This is a genomic window from Verrucomicrobiales bacterium (assembly GCA_016793885.1).
Lineage (GTDB): Bacteria > Verrucomicrobiota > Verrucomicrobiia > Limisphaerales > UBA11320 > UBA11320.
This window is the reverse complement of record JAEUHE010000166.1, coordinates 1-3,308: the sequence shown is the minus strand read 5'-3', so window position 1 is coordinate 3,308 and position 3,308 is coordinate 1. Positions and strand designations below refer to the sequence as shown.

General features: G+C 56.0%; 3 protein-coding genes. 1 reads left to right on the top strand and 2 read right to left on the bottom strand.

Annotation, left to right across the window (positions count from 1 at the left end):
• Together JNN07_18960 and JNN07_18955 are read right to left on the bottom strand one after the other, a co-directional pair.
• Positions 1 to 1,119, bottom strand: a 1,119-nt coding sequence (locus tag JNN07_18960) for a glycoside hydrolase family 97 N-terminal domain-containing protein (GenBank protein ID MBL9169827.1), incomplete at its 3' end; no start/stop codon positions are given.
• 187 nt (positions 1,120 to 1,306) lie between these two features.
• The gene (locus JNN07_18955; GenBank protein ID MBL9169826.1) at positions 1,307 to 2,608 is read right to left on the bottom strand and encodes a hypothetical protein; all 1,302 of its coding nucleotides are present in this window, start codon (positions 2,606 to 2,608) and stop codon (positions 1,307 to 1,309) included.
• A 167-nt stretch (positions 2,609 to 2,775) separates the two neighbouring features.
• Here JNN07_18955 and JNN07_18950 point away from each other — a divergent pair, with 167 nt between their 5' ends.
• Positions 2,776 to 3,048: a DUF2249 domain-containing protein gene (locus JNN07_18950; protein ID MBL9169825.1), complete on the top strand. Its 273-nt coding sequence runs from the start codon at positions 2,776 to 2,778 to the stop codon at positions 3,046 to 3,048.
• The last annotated feature ends 260 nt before the right edge of the window (positions 3,049 to 3,308 follow it).

Sequence of the window (3,308 nt, the reverse complement as noted above, 5' to 3'; positions counted from 1 at the left end):
CGTGGTCACGCCTTCGGTGGAGGTGATGGAATGGGTTAGGATGCCTTCACGAGAACAGAAATCGATGTATTTTTTGTTCATCGCGAACGAGAGCATGGGTGTGCCAGGCTGCCCATCGTAGACGTCGCCATTCCACCAGTGAAACGTGATTTTTCCTGGCCGTATCCAGGAGGTGTTTCCGATCTCTGACGGGCTGTTGAGACAGTAGAGTGTCGACGATTCCAAGAGTGCTCCGGAGCGCTCCGCGAGAAGCACGACTCTCCAGGGGGTTTCCAGCGGGAGAGTGGCGAAGACTTTAGATCCATCCGCTCGTGGCGTTAGCGCGCAAATGAGCGAATCCTCATTCGATGCGATCGCCCCTCGCGTCAGCGACATCCCGGCATAGCGCCGCAGAGCCGCTTCGGTGATGGCGGCATAGGTCCCGTCCTTCCAGGCCAAGGTCAGCGGCATGTCCAGGAGTTCTCCCTTTCGGATCCGGCTGAACTCGGTGCTGGTGACGTTATGTTCGTGAGAAGTTTTGAAGTTCTCCAAGTATTGGATATGACCGATGGGATCCCCGGTTGGACAGAACGAAGTTGCTTCGTTAGTAATCGTGACTGAGGTATGGGTACCGCCCGCCGGCAATTCATAGCGCAGAGCGATCGCATCATTGTAACACCGAAACACCACCACCGTTCGGTGGCCGCCCGCTGTGGCGAACTGGAACCGGGCTTCGTTGAAGCGATCTTCCGCATCTTTCGAGCGTCCATGCAGCACTTGGATCCGCTGATTCCGCGTGCGGCGCGTCTCCTTTAAGACCCGAATCCCGCTCATAAGATCTCCCGCCTGTGCTGTTTGCAGACTCAGATGGCAGTTGGTGAAGAGGACTTCACCCTGGAACGATGCTGACCAGCTGGGAGTTGCCGCTGAATCCGGAGCGGGAAGATTGATCGCCACATGAATTCGGCTGTCCGGTGAATCCAAGACGATCGGCTGAGCAAAGGCCCCGGAGACCGCACTCGAGAGGGTGAGCAGCCCCATACACAGTCGCCACGAACGGATCGCCACAAATATGCCGCACTTCCAGAAATCGGGACAACGCGATGCGATCAAATCGCCAGGTATTTCAGGGGTGGGCATTCGGTATTGGTAACGTGGGGTCTATGGTCCGGCAAGGGTATTCACCTCACCGCTGGGCTCATCCTCATCGGCATAGTGCGACATTCGTCAGAAGATCCCAGGATATCTGTCGGACCAACGAGACCTGCGGCTTGAGTGACCTAGAGACTGACCATCAGGCTCGTTGAACTAAAGCGTTTCAATCGTTCTACTTCCAGTAGGGTGGAATGTCCTTCTTGGTCTCGGTAAGAATCTCGCGGATGGCCTGTTTGGTCTCCGCGGGGACTCGAGCGAATGCCGGACCAGTGTCCGTGCTGGTGAGAATGTCCCAGAGGCGTCGATATAGCGTCTCCTTGAGTTGCTCGGGTAGCGCGTCAAAGGCATCCGAGTAGATCAGGTAGCTGCACGGATACTTGAAAAGCCGCCTCTCCAGGTCGAACTGGCGCAATGATCGTCCCTTGGTGTCTTTGAAGCCCAGCGCTTCGAACTGCCTTACAAATGCGGCCGATCCTTGGATCGGTGCGGACAACGGCGCTTCCTCTGTAAACAGCAGGTATTTCAGAAAACCTTCGATCTCACTGTTCATGTGGTTGAGGTGGCCAAATTGCCGAAGGGCCGCGGTGGAATCCTGGTTGAGGCGCGTCAGAAAGTTTTGCATGTGAGCCTGATGCTCCAAAGTCATAAGTGCGACGATGTCGCTGGCCGCAGCTGGATAGCGGGAGACGTCGAAGAACCGTTTCAGATCCATCTGGTTGCCAAGATAGTTCGGCTCCTTCTCGTGCCGCGCGAAGGCCTCTCGGCCGCTGAGATTCCCTCGGTGTTTTTGTGCACCATGAGTTCCAGTCACGTACCAGCCGCCCCACCGCTCGTTCAATGGTGTGCGGTGGTTGACCAATGATGTCCCGCTGGCCAGGTCCACCACGCCGTCGGTATCCGTTACAAACGAGCGCACAAGGGGTCCCGACACTCCCAAGGTCTTGGTCGAGGTATGACATTCGAGACATTGATCCGTACGCACAAACCTAGGCCGCCCGGTCTTACTTTGATCAATCGAATAAAAGACGCCACCCAGTTTGGGGTCCATTCCGGAGACCTCGATAAACGGTGCGCCGGGAATGAAGCCGAGATAGACTTCGTCGTTGAAGTAGAGTGCGCGGGGAGTTTTCGGTGTGATGCGCTCACGTTGCAACGAAGTCTTGGAGAAAACAAGCAGCTGTGAATGAGTGGAAACTCCCAGCTCTTCCAACAGGGAAAGCAGGTAGCCAAATTGGTCGTCGTGCCGAAGCTTCACCTCGCCCCGGTCGATGCGGTGCTGCAAATGTGCGATGGGACTGTTATCTTTCGCTTTGGAGTAATTGCTTGTCCCCTCATCAAAGGGATCCAAGGCCACGTCACCTGGAGTGGCGCCGAACGCTCGGACTCCATTCAAATCGAGCAGTAAAACTGCAACCACGAGAAGACTTGTTCGCAATGCCCCCAGCGCTGTGGGAACTCGTGCCGTGCGTCGCACGGCCAGCCGTTTCAAATCTCCCAATTCTTGGTCATTCCTCATGCCTGCCAGCGTCATAGGGCGAATGTAGCTTTCCCTACGACGTTACCATTGACCTGAATCAACTATGCGCAATATGGCAGCTCCCAGGGGAACTCAGTGCAATGAGCCAATAACCTCCCGAAGGCTTGATCCGTGTCAAAGCGCAGAGTTCGGAAATCACCGATAAATGGAGCATGAAGGAAGCGGTAGTGAATGTGGACGTGCGCGGACTGGAACCACCCCAGCCGATGGTGGTCATTTTGGAAACGCTCTCAGAGATGCCAGAAAGCGCGGAATTGCATGCACGTACGGATCGTCGTCCTTTGCACCTTTACCCGTTGCTGGAGCAACGCGGTTTCACCGGCGAAACAGAGGAACAAAATGACGGAAGCTTTATCACCATCATCCGCCGCGCTTAAGCCCTTGCTTACGGAAAGACCCTGCCGTCTACCGACGAAACGCGCTGCGGTGGCGGATGTCCATGCACCGTCGGTAAGTCTGCCTTTGGGGTTCATCCTGACAGGCATAACGGCGCTATTGGTGGGGGCCTCATGGTTGACGGCTCGCCCGATCAACTTGGCAGGCTATCATTACGGCCCGGAGGTTGTCGCGGCCACACACTTGTTCGTGCTCGGATGGATTTGCTCGGTCATCATGGGTACGATGTATCAGCTCGTGC